This is a genomic window from Acinetobacter sp. ANC_7682 (assembly GCF_056779795.1).
The window spans coordinates 1-16503 of the sequence record NZ_JBWYIQ010000045.1 but is presented as its reverse complement, the minus strand read 5'-3'; the positions used below and the strand labels follow the sequence as shown (position 1 = coordinate 16503).

The following is a 16503-nucleotide window of genomic DNA, read 5'->3' as shown; positions in this document are numbered from 1 at the left end:
CATGAGCCGCTTTATTATTGAATTCGGTGACCGCTTAAGCAATCACCTTTAAATTTATGAAAAGCAATTACACAAAATTATTTACAGGCTCAGTAAATTAAAAAGTTACCATCATGCATAAAGAACTAATTTTTTAAATCCCATAGGCATACTACAACTCACACTTGAGAGTGATCCAAACATTATCATGGGCAATCCATTCTTTTTAGTTCTCTCTCCTTTTGGGAGAGAGTTAGAGAGAGGTTTGTTAGAAAATATCATTTTCCGCTCAAACTATGTAAGCGTCCGCTGAACACACCTTCTGAATTCATCCTATAAGCCTTAATTTAGTCCCCACTTAGAAACAAGTGGGGACTAAAATTTATGACTACAAATCACCAGACATCCATCGCATCTCTTGCGAAAAAACGAAGAACATACAGTGCTGAATTTAAACAGCAGATCGTTCAGGCTTGTAAAGCACCGGACGTTTCAATTGCTTCGGTCGCTTTGCAACATGGATTGAATACAAATCTTGTATCCAAATGGATTCGCTTAATTGATGCTAAGCCAGGGAGTGATCGCTCACCACTACCGAATAAACCTGCATTTATTGCCTTATCTTGCTCTGCACCATTAGATCCTACTCCTACTGACATGTTAACGGTTCAAATTACTTTACCCCACTCAAAAGCAGAAATTGGCTTGAAATGGCAAGTATCGAAAATATCTGCTTTAGCAGAATTACTCAAGGTACTTGCAACATGATCCGCATTGATGAAATCTGGCTCTCCACCCAACCTCTGGATATGCGAGCAGGGATGACCCAACCTCTGGATATGCGAGCAGGGATGGATACGGTCATGGCGCAGATTATGAAAGCCTTTGGCTCAATCAAACCGCATTGCGCCTACCTGTTCTGTAATAAACGTGGCCATCGTATGAAAGTGCTGGTACATGATGGACTGGGCATCTGGCTGTGTGCCAGGCGGCTGGAACAGGGAAAATTCCACTGGGCTCAAGTTCACCAAGGTGAAACCGTGGCCCTCAGCCCGGAACAGTTACAGGCATTAATCCAGGGTTTACCCTGGCAGCGCATTGGACGACAGCAGGTGGTGACGATGCTTTAAACCAGGCTGTTCCGTTCTGCTATGCTCCAAACGTTCTATTTCATTCTTCTCATGACCTCAGGCATACTGCGGTCATGAATACGCTGCCTGACTTAAGCCAACTGACCCATGAACAACTGCTGGAATTTACCAGACAGTTGGCAATGCAGCATCAGTCTCTGGCACAATCAAATCAAGAATTAGAAAAATCAAACCAACAATTAGATACCAAAGTTCAGCATCTTGAAGTCACCAATCAGCAATTAGATGCTCAAGTTCAACATCTTTCCATTCTCAATCAAAAATACGAGCATGAGCTCGCACTATTTAAACAGCACAAATTCGGCAGTAAAAACGAACATCTCACCGCAAAACAAATCCATCTCTGGGATGAAGCGGTCGAAGAAGATATTGCAGCCGTTGATCTAGAATTAGAACGATTAAATGCAGATAAAACCGATGCAGCAACAGAGAAAGCCACAGTCAACAAACCTAAACGTCGACTGCTGCCCGATCATCTACACACCATTCGTATTGAGCATGAACCAGCATCAACCCAATGCAGTTGTGGCTGCCAGTTACGTCGTATCGGCGAAGATATCAGTGAAAAACTGCATTTCAGACCGGCACAGTTCTATAAGGAACAGCATGTCCGTGGCAAATGGGTCTGTGATCAGTGTGACACCCTGACTCAGCAAGCGATGCCTGCCTATGTGATTGATAAAGGCATTGCTTCACCTGAACTGCTCAGCCATGTGCTGGTATCGAAGTATGCCGATCATTTACCGCTGTACCGTCAACGTCTGATCTATCAGCGGGCGGGAATCGAGCTTTCTAGATCAACGTTATCTGACTGGATAGGTCGCTGCGGTGTAGAACTGGAACCTCTGGCCAATGCCTTAAAAGAGGTGGTACTACAACAGCAGGTGCTGCATGCAGATGAAACACCGGTCACCATCATGCGGATGGGTGAGAATGATAAAAAACCGAAGAAAGGTTATGTCTGGGCCTATGCCACTACACAGTACAATCCAGTTCAGGCGGTGATCTATGACTTTCAGGATAGTCGTTCAGGCCAGCATGCTGCAGAGTTCTTGAAAGGCTGGCAGGGTTATCTAGTCTGTGATGATTACAGTGGTTATAAAGCACGCTTTAAATCAGGCCAGGTCATTGAGGTGGGCTGCATGGCCCATGCACGTCGTAAATTCCATGAACTGCATGTAACTGGGAAAAGTCAGGTCGCTGAACAGGCATTGGTGCTGATTCAGAAACTGTATGCGATAGAAGCAGAGCTCAGGAAAAAGACCGATGGTACAGCGGAAGACCGCCGCGAATACCGACAACAGCATAGTCAACCAGTGATGCAACAACTATATGAATGGCTCAACCAACATCATCTGACGGTGCCATCGAGTTCTCCCACCGCCAAGGCGATCAATTACACTCTGAAGCGTTGGCCAGCCTTAAGCCGCTATTTGGATGATGGCAATCTACCGATTTGCAATAATTGGGTAGAGAATCAAATGCGACCTTGGGCCTTAGGGCGCAAGAACTGGCTGTTTGCTGGCTCGCTGCGCAGCGGCCAGCGAGCGGCGAATATCATGACTTTAATCCAGTCAGCAAAGCTGAATGGGCTGGATCCGTATGCCTATTTAAGTGATGTGCTGAAAAGGCTGCCGACGCATAAAGCGACCCAAATAGAAGAATTACTGCCACATCGCTGGAAATCCAACTCAAATTAAAAAATAGGCATGGGGTTCAGCGGACGCTTACCAAACTATGCCTAGAATCATCAATCAAAAAAATAAGCCCTCTAAAAAGAGGGCTTAAAATTAAAGATCATGCACGATTAGAGAATTGATTTTAAGCGTTTAACAACTTCTTTACATTGGTCTAAATCTGCTACGAGAGCAAGACGAACATGGCTTTCACCTGGGTTTCCTTGTTCAGTATCACGAGATAAATAACGACCCGGTAAGACTTTGATATGTGCTTTTTCCATCAGCATTTTGGCAAAAGTTTCATCATTATCTACCTTTAACCAATAATAGAAACCCGCATCAGGCTTTTTCAGTGGTAGCAAATCACCTAATTCTTGTTGGAATAAATCAAATTTAGCACGATATTGTTTACGGTTCTCTTCAACATGTGCTTCATCATTCCATGCAGCAATAGATGCCAATTGATGTTGTACTGGCATTGCAGCTCCGTGGTAAGTGCGGAATTTTAAATAAGGTTTTAATAGACTAGCATCACCAGCAACAAAGCCAGATCGCATACCTGGTAAATTAGAACGTTTAGATAGAGAATGGAATACGATACAGTTTTTATAGTCATCACGACCTAGTTCAGCACAAACTTCGAGTAATCCTACAGGGGCTTCATCAAACCATAGTTCTGAATAGCATTCATCAGATGCGATGACAAAATTGTATTGATCAGAGAGCGCAATTAATTTTTTGAATTGTTCTTTTGAAAGCACAGCACCTGTCGGATTTCCGGGGGTGCAGACAAAGAGCAAAGCTGTCTTCTCCCATACTTCCGCAGGGACAGCATCGAAGTCGCCAAGGTAACCATTTTCTTCAGTACAGTTGATGAAATAGGGTTGAGCGCCAGCGAGTAAAGCTGCACCTTCGTAAATTTGATAAAAGGGATTCGGCATAACTACATAAGGCGCTTCATCACGATTGATCAGCGCTTGTACGAATGAGAAAATTCCTTCACGTGTGCCAGTCACAGGTAAAATATGATCTTCTGCGCTAATAGCATTTAATTTGAAACGGCGTGTGAGCCATTGCGCAATACTTTCACGTAATTCTGGTAAGCCTTTACTGTTTGGGTATGTCGAAAGATGATTGAAGTTATCGACAATAGCTTGTTTTACGAATTCAGGTGCAGGATGTTTTGGCTCACCAATTGACAATGGAATTAACGGAAGATTTGCAGGTTTTACATCCTGAAAAAGTTTATTCAACTTTTCAAATGGATAAGGATGTAATAGGTTTAAACTAGAGTTCATGAAACAGTTACCGTCGGGTTAAATCTAAATTTTAATGATGATTACAGACCTGATTTGAAGCCTCATCTAATGCTGCTTTTAATTGTTCAGCAAAAGCCTGAGCTTCAGTTAAATTCATAGGTTCGCCATTCTTTTTGGTTACAAAGAAAATATCTTCTGCGCGCTCACCCAAGGTGGCGATTTTCGCGGAATGGATATCGAGACCTTGCATCATAAATAAGCCACCGATACGGGCAAGTAATCCAGGCTGATCGAGGGTAGAGATCTCGACCATATTTTGCTGTAGCGCCTCGTTCAACGTAATATCAATTGTGTTTTCGATATCAAAATGACGAAGTTGGCGTGGAATACGGCGTTGCATTAAACCTGGATAATTTTGTGAATCTGTTAATGCGTGCACCAATGATTCTTTTACCGTATTTTCACGTTCTGGATCTGTCACTAATGTGCCAAAACGATCAAGCACCACGTAGGTGTCTAAGCTAAAGGATTTAGTTGCTGTAATAATGCGTGCATCTTGTACATCTAGATTCATACGATCTAGAACTGCAACAGTGGTGGCAAAAAGATTAGGTTGATCTTGAGTGTAAATAAAAATCTGCACAGCATCTTGCGCTGATTTACGGTGCGCGCGCATCATCACCAATGGTGCTGAATTATCACCATGATCTAGGATTGCACGTGTATGCCATGCGACTTCATCTGCAGTTTCTTTGAGGAAGTATTCGTCACCAAGTTCTTGCCAAACTTTTTCAACAGCTTCTAAAGCATAATCATTGACAAGTAATTCACTTGCTGCAAATTTGGTATCTTCGATCAGCATTTGGTAATCGACAGGACGACCCAAACCACTACGAATAACGTCACGAGCATTGGTATATAACTGACGCATGAGCGATGCGCGCCATGTGTTCCAAAGCTTAGGATTGGTTGCGTTAATGTCAGCCACTGTAAGCGTATACAGATAGTCTAAGTGTTCCATATCACCGAGCTTCTCGGCAAAATCTTTTACAATATCTGGATCAGAAATATCTTTTTTCTGCGCAGTCATCGACATCAATAGATGATTTTGGATTAACCACGCAACAAGATTACACTCACGCTCAGTAAAACCGTGCTTGCTACAGAACTCAATGGCATCAACCGCGCCCAATTCACTATGGTCTCCACCACGACCTTTGGCGATATCATGGAACAAAGCAGCGAGGAATACGATGTCTCGGCGCACCAGACGCTGGAATACGGAACTTACGACAGGAAAATCTTTAGCAAATTCTGGCGCTTTAAAACGATTTAAATTACGTAAGAGTAGGAGTGTATGTGCATCTACAGTATAGATATGGAATAAATCGTATTGCATAAGGCCCATGATTTGCCCAAATGCAGGAATATAGTTGCCGAGTACACCATAACGTTTCATCGCAAGCAATGTTTCATATAAGTTATTCGGTGATCGGATGATCGCCATAAACAAGGCTTGATTAACTGGATTGTCTCGATACGCTTGATCAATGCGTTTTGCAGCTAAAGTAAGCAATCGAAGTGTACGAGCTCGAATGCCATCAATATCAGGGCGATTTGCTAGGATATAGAAAATCTCAAGGATGGCTGTAGGCTTCTCTGCAAAAATTTTATGGTGTTGAACTGCGAGTTTACCATCCACCAATTTGAAGTTTTCATTCACTTCCTCAATTTTACGCTCATAGTTGGGTAAACGAGGCGTGATGACAGACTCATTAAAATAGGCGAGTAGCATTTCATTCAGGGTTGAAACCTGCTGAGCTGCTCGATAGTAGCGTTTCATGAACTGTTCAATTGGATAATTGATATGTTCACCTTCGACTTTGTGGTAACCAAATTTTGCTGCGATATCGCGTTGGTAATCAAACAATAGTCGGTTTTCATCACGCTTAGTTAAGCGGTGTAAATGATGACGAATTTCCCAGAGAAAATTCTCAGCATCTTCGAGCACCCCAAGTTCAAACTCAGAAATGAAACCTAAATGTACAAGATCGTATATACGATTTACTCGGAAATGCCGTTTTGCAATCCAACCAATTTGGTTAATGTCTCGAATGCCGCCCGGTGCATTTTTGATATCAGGTTCTAAATTACTTTCAGTGTTGTTGTGCTGAGCGTAGCGTTTGGCTTGTTCTTCCATCTTGGCATCAAAGAAGGTTTTATCCGTCCAAGTTTGTGAAACAACACGACGAGGCCATTTCGCTAAGTGTTCATTGCCAATAATTAAACGAGACTCAATGAGAGATGTTGCTACCGTTAAGTCATTCATGGCCTGTTCAAAGCACTGTTGAATGGTTCTTACACTTACGCCAGGTTTAAAATTTCCAACATCCCATAGAGAGGAAATAAAAATGGTAATGGCATTTTCTTGTTCTTGTGTAAGATCATCTTCTGAAAGGATCAGAATGTCGACATCAGAGTAGGGCATCATTTCACGACGACCATAACCTCCTACAGCGAACAAGCCCAGATCGGTTTGATCTAACTCAGCATGTTGCCAAAGGAATTTAAGTGCCTCATCAATCAGGTTAGATCGAGTGAGGATGATCTCACGTATCGCCTTACCATTTTCAAACTCATGTTGTAATTGATTTTCAACATCTGAGCGCCATTGATTAATTGCCTTGATGTCGTGATTACTCGAAACATAGTTTGCTAATGGAGACGTATTGATCATGAAATGATGGCCTACCTAATGAATTATTTGTTTTGATTTACAATTACTTTTGAAGCTGCTTCAGTCGCTAATTCGCGTGCAATGTCAGTTGTTTCAGCACGTGCAGTTGCGACCCCCATACGGCGACGTTTAAAACCTTCAGGTTTACCAAAAAGACGTAAATCGACATTAGGGTTTTGCATAGCAAGATTTACGCCAGAAAATGACAAATTCGTATCATCAACACCTGCATAGATCACCGCGCTTGCAGCAACACTGTGACGTTGCGTGTTCACTGGAAGACCTAAAATCGCACGGGCATGAAGTTCAAATTCACTTTGATATTGAGATGCAAGTGTCACTAATCCAGTGTCATGTGGACGAGGAGAAACTTCACTGAACCAAACTTGATCACCTTTAACGAATAATTCCACACCAAAAATACCGCAACCGCCGAGCGCTACTGTGACTTTATTGGCAATACGTTTTGCTTCATCAAGGGCAGCTGTGCTCATAGGTTGAGGTTGCCAGCTTTCTACATAGTCACCTGCATCTTGACGGTGTCCAATAGGATCGCAGAAGTGCGTTTCGATTTCTCCTGTTTCAGGATTTTTTGCCCGTACTGTGAGTAATGTAATTTCGAAATCAAAATCAATTTGCGATTCTACGATGACAGTACCTTGATTGACACGACCACCTGTTTGAGCATATTCCCAAGCTGTGTCGACTTCATCAAAAGATTTTACGCGTGATTGTCCTTTACCTGATGATGACATCACAGGTTTTACAAAATTTGGATAGCCAATATCATCACATGCTGCACGGAATGATTCCAAACTATTGGCAAAACGATAAGCCGAGGTTGGTAGCCCTAGTTCCTCAGCTGCGAGGCGACGAATTCCTTCACGATTCATGGTGAGATTCACGGCTTTCGCAGAGGGAATAACTACGGCAGTTTTAGCATCTTCGATTTCCACTAAGACTTCAGTGGCAATGGCTTCAATCTCAGGAACAATTAAATGAGGTTGAACTTGTTCAATCAGTTTTTTTAATTCTTTTGGGTCCGCCATATTTAAAGTGTAGGAATGATGAGCAACTTGCATGGCAGGTGCATTGTCATAGCGATCTGCTGCATGTACTTCTACACCTAATCGTTGTAATGATATTACCACCTCTTTACCCAACTCACCTGAACCCAATAATAGAACTTTAAACGCCGAAGATTGAAGTGGAGTACCGAGTGTAATAAGCATTTGATTCATCCGTGCTTGATATTATGGACTTTTAGCATATCAGAACTAAAACCTCTTGAGCGCGATGAATACAAGAAAAAGCAAGAAATTATTTTGATATCGTTTAATTTTTTTATTGATAAAAATTTATAAGCCTTATCCGAGGATCAGGCTTATAAATTTAGAATCTGAATGAATAATACGCGAGAAATGTTTTAAAGTGGGAAATAGGTATACACCAAACCGTATGTGAGTGCCGCTGTGAGTGTTGCAGGTACAATCTGTTTAAATTTGAAATACAAACCCGAGAGCACAATAAAACCAATTAACATGGCAACGCTCTTATTGGGTGTTTCTAAGAGCGGCGGTAAAGTCGCGACCACGAGCATTGAACTGATTGCTGCAATACCGATAGATCCAAGGGCGATTTTAAGCCAAAGAGCACCGCGTTTCTGGCGACCTTGTTGTAGTTTCTGAATAACAAAAAAAGGACCAAAGCGTGAGGCGAAATTCGCGATGCCGACCAGAATACCGACACAAATAATTTCTAGATTCATGATTGTTCACCTGTGTGCAAAGGATCATGTTGCTTCAGTACATAATGTTTAAACAAACCAGCCAAAATACCAGAGCTTATGCCAATGAATATCGCTGCAGATAAATCGATAAAGTAACACGAAATAGCAGAAACAATAATGGTGATGGTCACGACAAAGGTATGTTTTTTCTCAAATGCAGCCAATAAAAAGCTCAAGAAAAGTGCAGGTAATAGAAAGTCGAGCGCTGCTTGCAAAAATTGGGGGAGATGACTGACTTGATCTGCAAATAAGCCCCCGAGAAAAGATCCAAGTGCCCAAGACAACCAGCTAAACAGACTCAGACCTAACATCCAAGATTCAGACCATTCTTGACGGCGTTGCGAAAGTTTAATCATGCCTGATGCAAAGACTTCGTCGGTCAAGCCCCATGACCAAATTGCTGTTTTTTTCAGATTGAGTTTATCTTGAATTAAGTTTTGTAAAGCAGGGCCATATAACAAATGTCGAATATCAAGTGCTATTACAGTTAAGGCTGTCATCCAGATAGAAGTGCCACTGCCGAGTAAGGCAACCACCAAAAATTGACTGGCACCTGCATACATCGAACAGGATAAAAATAATGCTTCCCACGCCGTAAATCCAAATTGAGTTGCAGATACACCAAACGCGAATGAAACAGGCAAATAGGTGAAAATGATGGCTTGACTATCTTTGGCACCTTGCCAAAAACCTGCCGGTGTCATGTGTGGGGAGCTTGATTGGGTCACGATAAACCTAATTGGAGATTGGAACAAAAGGTATAAAACGAGATTGAGTATTCTACCCGAATTTACTAGCATAGTGCCGAATAGTTTATTAGAGCGATGTCATGTTTGCGATTCAATCTCCCTTTAAATTAGCTACATTGACTACATTCCTCATCTTCACTTTGTCAGGTTGTGGTGGTCAGGCAGAAACTGCCGATCAAAAGGTTGAAATTAAAGAAGCACCGAAGTTGACCAATGATGCAACTGAATATGCAAATCATGCTTGGCAATTGATGAATCAGGTTGATCCTATTCTGTATCAAGCCAATAAAGCGCTTATACCATCACAAGTACGCGAGCCTGTGCGTCAATTGGTATTGGATTGGCGTATTAATGTCAAAATGACCGACTCAGTGACTGAAGGGAAATATGCGCTTTGTCGTAAAGCGCTAACAACCATAGATGCTTGGGCACGTGCAATCGTGGAAAATGAGGGCCAGCTCGCACAGCGTCAAGCCAATTATGAACGCGATAAAGCGCAGTGCAAAACTGCAATTGAGCAACCAGAATTAGGAAACACCAAGGCGTATACAAAATTATTTTAAGTGACCCTAGCCAACCCAATACAATGATTAATCCAGATTTTACTGAAGCTCTTCATCTTTAGTCGGTTAAGTTTGATCGGCTAAAACTTTAAGTTGATTGAGATCAATCACCTCAATTTTTTTAAATGCAACTTTAATTGCGCCAATTTTTTCTAAATGCTGTAGTTCTTGATTAATGGTCTGTCTTGAGCAGACCAACATTTGTGCCAATTGTTCTTGAGATAGGTTGATGGTGTTTTTTTCAATCTCTTTGAGATTACCGTATCCATTTAAGATAAAGATTAATCTTTGTGCTAAACGTTGAATAAGGGGTTGTGTTTGAATAGAGACCAACTCCATGAAAGCATAACGGAGTTTATGACTCACCAATTGAGCCAGATAAAACCAAAATTTTGGATATTGTTCTAAAATTAGATCAAGTCCTACACGACTTATTTTGAGGATTTTGGATTTTTTACTGGTAATCGCATGATGAGAGCGGGGTTGTTGATCAATCAACGAAATTTCACCAAACCACATAATGGGATCTGCGATAACTGTCACCGCCTCACGACCTTCTACGTCAATATGTGCTAAACGAACAGCACCATCAATCACGGCATAAATGCCATCAAATTGATCAGCTTTAGAAAATATCAGTTGCTCTTTGCCATATTCAATGAGCTGAGCATGTTCGAGCATCAGCTGTTGTAGTTCATGATCAAACTGGCTAAACCACCAATTATTTTTTAAAAGATAAACGTATTGATTTAAAAGCAAAATTATCCCTTTTATGCTGTTTATTTGTCGTCTAGTCGACAACTTATTGGTTTACATTTATATATATTGAAGGAAATAGTCAGAAAAAGGAATGATAACATGACTCGTTTAGAGAGCTTGCTTGGACAATATGCAGCTTATCACCTAGATCGTAAAAACGTATTTTCGCATTTTATTGGAATTCCCTTGATTGTATTTTCGATCTTGTGTTTTGCAGCCAAAGCGCAATTTACAGTTGCTGGATATTCCATTGATCTTGCAATGTTATTGATCGTCGCATCAGTGATTTATTACTTGAGTTTGGATCTCATTTTTGGTGTGGTAATGGCAGTGCTATTTGCTTTAATTTATCAACCAGCCACACAAGTAGCAGCTTTAGCGACATCCTCTTGGGTATTGGTAAGTGCTGGATTTTTTATTGTGGGATGGATTATTCAATTTATTGGGCACTATTATGAAAAGAAAAAACCAGCTTTTGTGGATGATCTTGTTGGACTCGCTATAGGTCCTTTATTTGTGGTAGCAGAATTTATATTTCTTATTGGTTTACGTAAGAAACTGGAAGAGAAAGTATTGGTTCGAGCTAAACAATTACGCTATGACATGGACCATAAACACGTAAATCACTCGAGTACTTCAACTCAAAATCCATGATCTCATTCTTTTAAATAATCTTTGCAAAAAAAAACAGCCTTTCGGCTGTTTTTTAATAACTTAAACGTTGAAACGGAAATGTAAAACATCACCATCTTGAACGACATAAGTTTTACCTTCAAGACGCCATTTTCCAGCTTCTTTAGCGCCAGCTTCGCCGTTGTATTGAACAAAATCGTCATAGGCAATGCATTCTGCACGAATAAAGCCTTTCTCAAAATCAGTGTGAATCACACCAGCAGCTTGAGGAGCGGTCGCACCAATTTTTACAGTCCAAGCACGGACTTCTTGAACGCCTGCAGTGAAATAAGTCTGTAGGCCAAGTAAGCCATAACCTGCACGAATAACCACGTTAAGACCTGGTTCTTCCATGCCCATCGCTTCTAAGAATTCAGCACGCTCATCATCTTCAAGCAAAGAAATTTCAGCTTCGATTTGGTTGCAAAGTGGGACAACAATGGCATTTTCTTCTGCTGCTAATTTTTTAACAGCATCAAGGTGTGGATTGTTTTCAAAACCGTCTTCAGCAACGTTAGCAATATACATTGTTGGTTTAAGGGTTAATAAACCAAAGCCACGAACTAATTTGCGCTCGTCGTCATCAAGATCAGCTGCGCGAGCAGGGCGACCTTCATCAAGTAATGGCTGAATTTTTTCTAGTACAGCTTTTGTTGCAACAGCTTCTTTATCACCACCTTTCGCAGACTTTGCTAAACGTGTAACCGCTTTTGATACTGTTTCTAAATCTGCTAAAGCAAGCTCAGTGTTAATAGTTGCAATGTCATCAAGTGGGTCAATTTTGCCGTTCACGTGAATAACATTTTCGTCTTCAAAACAACGTACTACGTGTGCAATTGCATCAGTTTCACGAATGTTGGCTAAGAATTGGTTCCCTAAACCTTCACCTTTAGAAGCACCAGCAACTAAACCTGCGATGTCTACAAATTCCATTGTGGTTGGAATAACACGTTGAGGTTTAACAATAGCAGTTAATTTATCTAAACGTGGATCTGGAACAGGAACGATGCCGGTGTTTGGTTCAATGGTACAGAATGGGAAGTTTTCTGCAGCAATAGCAGCTTTCGTCAATGCATTGAAAAGTGTAGATTTACCAACGTTCGGCAAGCCGACAATACCGCAATTAAAACCCATGAAAAGACTCACAAAGTGTTATTTAAAAATTGTCGGTGATTTTACATCAAAGCCATGACAAAGTCAGGTCATGGCTTTGATGTTTCTCGAAAAGACAGATGAGACTCAATTCAATGGTGTGAATTAGATTTTACGTTTGTCCAAACTATGTGCCAATTGATCGCCTAAAGCTTGAATCAGCATCACTAATACGACTAATACGACGATGACCGCCAACATAATTTGCATATCGAAGCGTTGGTAGCCATATCGGTAGGCGATATCACCTAAACCACCTGCTCCAATAGCACCCGCGATCGCAGAGGAATTGATCATGGTTACAAGCGTGACAGTAAAACCTGCAACAATACCAGGCAGTGCTTCTGGTAAAAGCACATGCCAAATAATTTGTTTGCGATTACAGCCCATGGCTTGTGCAGCCTCTATGAGTCCATGATCAACTTCTCGTAGACTTACTTCCGCAATACGTGCGAAAAAAGGTGTAGCCGCAATAGTTAAAGGTACAACCGCAGCCCATACCCCATAGCTTGTCCCCACAATTAGTCGAGTGAAGGGAATGAGCGCCACCATTAAAATTAAGAAGGGAATAGAGCGCGTAATATTCACCACCCAACCCAAGGCATGATTGATTTTTTTTGATGGATAAATCCCATTTTCTGAGGTGTTGACGAGGATTACAGCCATAGGCAAGCCAATGAGAAGCGCTAAAAATGCAGAAATACCGACCATTAACAAAGTATCAATGGTACCCGTAATTAAAAGATCAATGAGCTGGTTGTGCATAGCCAAGCACCTCGATTTGTGATGTTTTATGGTGGAATTGCTGATGGAGCGTATGCACATCAACATCTAATTGAGGAATACCTACGATGAGTGAGCCAACCAGATGATGTTGAATGGTATCTACATGGCTTTGATATAAATGCACAGGCAGTGCAATTTTAGAAAGTACATCATTTAAGTTGGGAGGATTTTTCAAATCAGTTGCATAGCTGATTTTCAAAATGGTATGCGTTAAATGTGTAGCTCGCTCTTGATGTAACTGGAATGGCAAATCAAGCTGTTCCAAATTGAGGAGTTCTTGCGTGATTTTTTGCTGGGGACGAGAGAAGACTGACCAAACTTGCCCTGATTCAACGATTTCACCTTGATCAATAACCACCACTTGATCACAAATTTCACGAATCACCTGCATTTCATGTGTAATGAGAACGATGGTGAGTCCTAATTTTTGATTAATTTCTTTCAGTAAAGATAAAACAACAGATGTGCTTTCTGGATCAAGTGCCGATGTTGCCTCATCACACAATAGTATTTCCGGTTTACTGACCAATGCACGGGCAATCCCAACTCGTTGTTTTTGTCCACCCGATAATTGTGATGGATAGTGATGATGCTTTTCAGCTAAACCGACTAGATTTAAAACCTCATCCACACGAGTTTGAATCTCAGCAGCAGGCACTTTTGCGATTTTCAATGGAAGCGCGACATTTTCCCAAACTGTTTTAGTAGATAGTAAATTAAAATGTTGAAAAATCATGCCAATACGCTGGCGTAGGGCGGTTAATTCATTGTGATTAAGCTGCCCTAGATCATGTTGATGTATATGAATACTACCATCAGAAATAGTTTCTAACCCATTTAAGGTGCGAATCAATGAAGATTTGCCCGCACCACTTTTGCCGATAATGCCGAAAATTTTTCCTTCGGGAATATCCAAATTAATATTTTTGAGTGCGTGAACTTGTTTTCCTTGTACATCGTAATACTTATTTAAATGACGAATCGTAATGTGGGGTACTGCAAATTCAATGTGTGAACCAAAACTCACCATGATTATTCTCCTTATTTTCAGCCTTCAAACCACAAACCTTGTCCAAAGTCTTTGTCTAGAATCTGACGGACTTTTGCAGAGTTTTGGAAGGTATCAACCACAGTTTTTAATTTGTCATCCTGATCTTGATAATCCCGACGCGTTACAAACAAAATCGCAAATTTTTTATTGATCGGATCTAATAACAGTGCAGACGTAGGATCAGCAACTTTTGCCATTTTCAAATAATGAGGAAAACCCATAATTAAGTCAGCTTCATTATAAGCATGCGCGGTTTGCGGGCCTTCAACTTCAATAATCCTGAGTTTTTTAGGATTACTGATAATGTCTCGTGTGCTGGTGAGCTCATTATTAATATCTTTGACTTGAATTAAGCCTGCACGAGCCAGCAAATTTAAACCACGTGCCATGTTAACAGGATCATTTGGTACGACTACTTTTGCTTGATCAGGTATGTCTTGTAGGGATTGATATTTCTTTGAATAAAGTCCGACATGACTGCCTGAACCTTTCGCAAAAGGCACAAGGTCATAGCCTGTTTCACGCAATGCATTCGCTAGAAAAACACTTTGTTGAAAGAAATTGGCGTCAATATCACCATTTTGCACAGCGACATTGGGTGCTTGCCAGTCTGAAAACTCAATCAACTCGAGATGGATTCCTTGTACTTTTACATCCTCAGCGACACTTTGCAGTAATTCAGCATAGGGTGGGCTAATGCCGATTTTAATCACTTTATCATTTGAGTTTTGACTGACATAACGATATCCCACTAAGGCCGCCAGTACCGCGACGATGACGAGTGCAATTTTGATGAATTTAGATGATTGTGTTGAAGTAGACATGAACGCTCCTTATTTCCAGCCTTTGAACCATAGTTTTTCACCAATATCCTCATTCAATGCTTGTTTAACTTTGTCTGAGGATTGATAAATTTGGATAAATTTTTTCAGTTGAGCTGCTTTTTCAGGCTGAGTTTGTTCAAAGTCATCGCGAACAACAAATAAGATGGCATAAAGCGTGTTATTAATTTCATCCAAAATTAAGGCATCATTCGGATCAATCGTTTGTGCTAAGCGTAGGTACATTGGATAGCTAAATACGAGGTCTGCATCATCTACGGCACGCGCAGTTTGCGGACCTTCGACTTCAATAAAGTTCAAATTTTTTGGATTGGTTTGAATGTCTTTTAAGTTGGATAAGTGGTTGTTGGAATCCTTAAGTTGTATTAATCCAGCGTGTTGTAAGAGGAGTAGGGCGCGACCCTGATTCACAGGATCATTTGGGAGTACAACTCGAGCGCCATTTTCAACTTCACTAATCGCTTTATATTTTTTTGAATATAAGCCGACATGTGTTCCTGAGCCGATGCCCAAGGGTTTGAGCTTAAAGTTGGTTTCTTTTAACGCATTATTCAAGAAAGGTTGATGCTGAAAATAATTTGCATCAATATCCCCATGATTTAGGGTGATGTTGGGTGTATTCCAATCTGAAAATTCTACCAAACGTACATGAATGCCTTGAGCCTTTGCTTCTTCAATTGCGGCTTGAAGTGGTTTTGCAAAAGGTGGGCTAATACCAATAACAATTTCTTGTTGATCATTTTTTTTCAAAAAGGACCATGCAAACGCTGCAATCACAATAATGGCGATTGCAACGCCGATCCATTTAAGTCGAGAAGACTGAGCTTGTGCCATAGAAAGACCCCTAAAGATTAAAAACTTAAGCTGAATGTTGGTGTATAGGATTTAAATTTGATTGTTGTGTATCTTGTTTTGAGCTTGGACATCGGAAATGATGTGCAGGATGTGAATGTGGTAAATGATCTCCCGCATTGAATAGCTTGTGCCTTAAGCTACCCTCAGCATAGGCGGTCTTATAGCGACCGCGATGTTGTAGTTCAGGAATGGCATAACGAATAAAATCTTGATGTGACTCTGGAGCGACTGTACGAGCAAGGTTAAAACCATCTAATCCAGAAATATCAATGAATTCGATTAGCTGTTGAGCAACTGTTGCTCCACTGCCAACAAATAAGGGATAACGTCCACCGAGTACATGCTGAGCTTTTAAATCTGCCAAAGTGACTTTGTTTTCCTTAAAGCGTGGCTTTGTTGCACAAAGATTTGAAATGCAAAGCGCCCCTAATTGAGCCAAATTTAAGGCGTAACTTGGGTAAGTGGTCGACCTAATTCCGT

16 protein-coding genes and 1 pseudogene are annotated in these 16503 nt (G+C 41.0%); 5 read left to right on the top strand and 12 right to left on the bottom strand.

Translation table 11 applies throughout. The features are described from left to right. The first annotated feature begins 363 nt into the window (after positions 1 to 363). The 3 genes from tnpA (at position 364) to tnpC (ending at position 2830) form a co-directional block, all read left to right on the top strand. Entirely contained in the window at positions 364 to 747 is a 384-nt protein-coding gene (gene tnpA, locus AC1M9D_RS13195; protein WP_286395194.1) for an IS66-like element accessory protein TnpA, read from the top strand. After that, complete coding sequence (tnpB, locus tag AC1M9D_RS13190) at positions 744 to 1109, top strand: IS66 family insertion sequence element accessory protein TnpB (RefSeq protein ID WP_481612362.1); 366 nt, start codon at positions 744 to 746, stop codon at positions 1107 to 1109. The genes tnpA and tnpB overlap by 4 nt, the downstream gene beginning before the upstream one ends. 74 nt (positions 1110 to 1183) lie before the next feature. Then, positions 1184 to 2830, top strand: a complete 1647-nt coding sequence (tnpC, locus tag AC1M9D_RS13185) for an IS66 family transposase (RefSeq protein ID WP_347455216.1) — start codon at positions 1184 to 1186, stop codon at positions 2828 to 2830. Positions 2831 to 2937: 107 nt separating this feature from the next. Here tnpC and dapC read toward each other — a convergent pair whose 3' ends face one another. The 5 genes from dapC to AC1M9D_RS13160 form a co-directional block, all read right to left on the bottom strand. Beyond that, a complete protein-coding gene (gene dapC / locus AC1M9D_RS13180) occupies positions 2938 to 4107 on the bottom strand; it encodes a succinyldiaminopimelate transaminase (RefSeq protein WP_035264538.1) in 1170 nt (389 codons plus the stop codon). A 31-nt stretch (positions 4108 to 4138) separates the two neighbouring features. Then, on the bottom strand, positions 4139 to 6805 hold the full coding sequence (gene glnD / locus AC1M9D_RS13175; RefSeq protein ID WP_035264535.1) for a [protein-PII] uridylyltransferase: 2667 nt from the start codon (positions 6803 to 6805) through the stop codon (positions 4139 to 4141). A gap of 23 nt (positions 6806 to 6828) precedes the next feature. Next, positions 6829 to 8046, bottom strand: a complete 1218-nt coding sequence (gene purT, locus AC1M9D_RS13170) for a formate-dependent phosphoribosylglycinamide formyltransferase (RefSeq protein ID WP_180027688.1) — start codon at positions 8044 to 8046, stop codon at positions 6829 to 6831. Positions 8047 to 8231: 185 nt separating this feature from the next. Further along, positions 8232 to 8573: an L-valine transporter subunit YgaH gene (gene ygaH / locus AC1M9D_RS13165; RefSeq protein WP_179998205.1), complete on the bottom strand. Its 342-nt coding sequence runs from the start codon at positions 8571 to 8573 to the stop codon at positions 8232 to 8234. Next, positions 8570 to 9298 (bottom strand): AzlC family ABC transporter permease, encoded by a 729-nt coding sequence (locus tag AC1M9D_RS13160; protein WP_180027874.1) that lies wholly within the window; start codon positions 9296 to 9298, stop codon positions 8570 to 8572. The genes ygaH and AC1M9D_RS13160 overlap by 4 nt, the downstream gene beginning before the upstream one ends. Positions 9299 to 9423: 125 nt before the next feature. On the opposite strand from AC1M9D_RS13160, the gene AC1M9D_RS13155 reads away from it, so the two are divergent. Next, positions 9424 to 9906: a hypothetical protein gene (locus tag AC1M9D_RS13155; protein ID WP_218947283.1), complete on the top strand. Its 483-nt coding sequence runs from the start codon at positions 9424 to 9426 to the stop codon at positions 9904 to 9906. A 66-nt stretch (positions 9907 to 9972) separates the two neighbouring features. Here the strand turns inward: AC1M9D_RS13155 and AC1M9D_RS13150 are convergent, their stop codons facing one another. Continuing rightward, positions 9973 to 10665, bottom strand: a complete 693-nt coding sequence (locus tag AC1M9D_RS13150) for a Crp/Fnr family transcriptional regulator (protein WP_481594061.1) — start codon at positions 10663 to 10665, stop codon at positions 9973 to 9975. Positions 10666 to 10764: 99 nt separating this feature from the next. Between AC1M9D_RS13150 and AC1M9D_RS13145 the strand changes: the two genes are divergently transcribed. After that, the gene (locus AC1M9D_RS13145; protein WP_481588338.1) at positions 10765 to 11319 is read left to right on the top strand and encodes an Mpo1 family 2-hydroxy fatty acid dioxygenase; all 555 of its coding nucleotides are present in this window, start codon (positions 10765 to 10767) and stop codon (positions 11317 to 11319) included. A gap of 60 nt (positions 11320 to 11379) precedes the next feature. Here AC1M9D_RS13145 and ychF read toward each other — a convergent pair whose 3' ends face one another. The 6 genes and pseudogenes from ychF to AC1M9D_RS13115 form a co-directional block, all read right to left on the bottom strand. After that, entirely contained in the window at positions 11380 to 12471 is a 1092-nt protein-coding gene (gene ychF / locus AC1M9D_RS13140; RefSeq protein ID WP_035264512.1) for a redox-regulated ATPase YchF, read from the bottom strand. Between the two features lie 123 nt (positions 12472 to 12594). Next, positions 12595 to 13254, bottom strand: coding sequence for a methionine ABC transporter permease (locus AC1M9D_RS13135; protein ID WP_481612361.1), 660 nt, complete (start codon positions 13252 to 13254; stop codon positions 12595 to 12597). Further along, positions 13235 to 14305, bottom strand: a complete 1071-nt coding sequence (locus tag AC1M9D_RS13130) for a methionine ABC transporter ATP-binding protein (protein WP_481612360.1) — start codon at positions 14303 to 14305, stop codon at positions 13235 to 13237. The genes AC1M9D_RS13135 and AC1M9D_RS13130 overlap by 20 nt, the downstream gene beginning before the upstream one ends. A 17-nt stretch (positions 14306 to 14322) precedes the next feature. Next, a complete protein-coding gene (locus tag AC1M9D_RS13125; RefSeq protein ID WP_481612359.1) occupies positions 14323 to 15150 on the bottom strand; it encodes a MetQ/NlpA family ABC transporter substrate-binding protein in 828 nt (275 codons plus the stop codon). 9 nt (positions 15151 to 15159) lie between these two features. Continuing rightward, positions 15160 to 16002: a MetQ/NlpA family ABC transporter substrate-binding protein gene (locus tag AC1M9D_RS13120; RefSeq protein ID WP_481596939.1), complete on the bottom strand. Its 843-nt coding sequence runs from the start codon at positions 16000 to 16002 to the stop codon at positions 15160 to 15162. 25 nt (positions 16003 to 16027) lie between these two features. Next, positions 16028 to 16503, bottom strand: a pseudogene (locus tag AC1M9D_RS13115) (hypothetical protein); the annotation flags it as partial.

What these genes read in the sequence shown, in the direction of transcription:
- tnpA (WP_286395194.1), top strand. Translation starts at nt 364, where the DNA reads ATGACTACAAATCACCAGACATCCATCGCATCTCTTGCGAAAAAACGA.
- tnpB (WP_481612362.1), top strand. Translation starts at nt 744, where the DNA reads ATGATCCGCATTGATGAAATCTGGCTCTCCACCCAACCTCTGGATATG.
- tnpC (WP_347455216.1), top strand. Translation starts at nt 1,184, where the DNA reads ATGAATACGCTGCCTGACTTAAGCCAACTGACCCATGAACAACTGCTG.
- dapC (WP_035264538.1), bottom strand. Translation starts at nt 4,107, where the DNA reads ATGAACTCTAGTTTAAACCTATTACATCCTTATCCATTTGAAAAGTTG.
- glnD (WP_035264535.1), bottom strand. Translation starts at nt 6,805, where the DNA reads ATGATCAATACGTCTCCATTAGCAAACTATGTTTCGAGTAATCACGAC.
- purT (WP_180027688.1), bottom strand. Translation starts at nt 8,046, where the DNA reads ATGAATCAAATGCTTATTACACTCGGTACTCCACTTCAATCTTCGGCG.
- ygaH (WP_179998205.1), bottom strand. Translation starts at nt 8,573, where the DNA reads ATGAATCTAGAAATTATTTGTGTCGGTATTCTGGTCGGCATCGCGAAT.
- AC1M9D_RS13160 (WP_180027874.1), bottom strand. Translation starts at nt 9,298, where the DNA reads ATGACACCGGCAGGTTTTTGGCAAGGTGCCAAAGATAGTCAAGCCATC.
- AC1M9D_RS13155 (WP_218947283.1), top strand. Translation starts at nt 9,424, where the DNA reads ATGTTTGCGATTCAATCTCCCTTTAAATTAGCTACATTGACTACATTC.
- AC1M9D_RS13145 (WP_481588338.1), top strand. Translation starts at nt 10,765, where the DNA reads ATGACTCGTTTAGAGAGCTTGCTTGGACAATATGCAGCTTATCACCTA.
- ychF (WP_035264512.1), bottom strand. Translation starts at nt 12,471, where the DNA reads ATGGGTTTTAATTGCGGTATTGTCGGCTTGCCGAACGTTGGTAAATCT.
- AC1M9D_RS13135 (WP_481612361.1), bottom strand. Translation starts at nt 13,254, where the DNA reads ATGCACAACCAGCTCATTGATCTTTTAATTACGGGTACCATTGATACT.
- AC1M9D_RS13130 (WP_481612360.1), bottom strand. Translation starts at nt 14,305, where the DNA reads ATGGTGAGTTTTGGTTCACACATTGAATTTGCAGTACCCCACATTACG.
- AC1M9D_RS13125 (WP_481612359.1), bottom strand. Translation starts at nt 15,150, where the DNA reads ATGTCTACTTCAACACAATCATCTAAATTCATCAAAATTGCACTCGTC.
- AC1M9D_RS13120 (WP_481596939.1), bottom strand. Translation starts at nt 16,002, where the DNA reads ATGGCACAAGCTCAGTCTTCTCGACTTAAATGGATCGGCGTTGCAATC.